Here is an 809-nt window from a genome sequence, read left to right as displayed (position 1 = left end):
CGCCGAAGTAGGTGCGGGCGTACTTGTCGTATCGGGTGGCGATCCCGCGCCACTGTTTGAACCGGCCGAAGCTGCGCTCGACGGTGTTGCGCTGCCGGTAGAGCTCGGGGTCGAACTTCGGCGGCCGCCCACCTGCTGAACCCTTGGCTTTACGACGTTCGACCTGGTCACGGCGTTCGGGGATGGTGTGGCGGATCCGGCGCTGTCGCAGCCGTCGCCGGGTCGAGGGGTGGCTGTAGGCCTTGTCGGCGAGCAGATGCGCGGGCCGGTGCCCGGTCTCGGCGAGGCGCTCGAGCAGCGGCACCAGGCGGGGGTTGTCACCGGCCTGTCCCGGTGAGAGCAGCAGCGTGACCGGGTGCAGGCCGCCGTCGACCAGGGCGTGGATCTTCGTGGTCAGCCCGCCTCGGGAACGACCCACCCCATGATCGTCGGGTTCGGGGATCTTGTCATTCGACTGTGCCCCCTGTGTGGCCCGCCGGGGCGCCGGCGGCGTGCTGGTGAGCGCGCACGATCGTCGAGTCGACCGAGAGCAGCCAGTCCAGCCGCCCGGCCTGGTCCTGGGCCGCGAGCACCCGGTCGAAGATCCGCTGGTAGGTGCCGTCGCCCGACCAGCGGCGATGCCGTTTCCACAGCGTCTGCCAAGGCCCGAACTCCGCCGGGACATCACGCCACGGGCAGCCGGTCCGGTACCGCCAGGCGATCGCCTCCAGTACCTGGCGGTGATCCCGCCAGGGCCGACCCTGACGGCCGGACCCTGACGGCAACTCGGGCTCGATCAGCTCCCACAACTCGTCGGAGAACACCCCGGT

Annotated in this window: 1 protein-coding gene; it reads right to left on the bottom strand. The window is 70.6% G+C overall.

Annotated elements, in window-relative coordinates:
• A protein-coding gene (locus ABD993_RS36470; protein ID WP_425569250.1) for an IS5 family transposase occupies window positions 1–809 on the bottom strand; the annotation gives its coding sequence in 2 pieces (ribosomal slippage) (window positions 1–478 and window positions 480–809; 808 coding nt annotated over the 2 pieces). This gene is flagged as partial in the annotation.

It is taken from the genome of Pseudonocardia xishanensis (genome assembly GCF_039541715.1).
Lineage (GTDB): Bacteria > Actinomycetota > Actinomycetes > Mycobacteriales > Pseudonocardiaceae > Pseudonocardia > Pseudonocardia xishanensis.
This window is presented reverse-complemented; position numbering and strand designations above follow the sequence as displayed.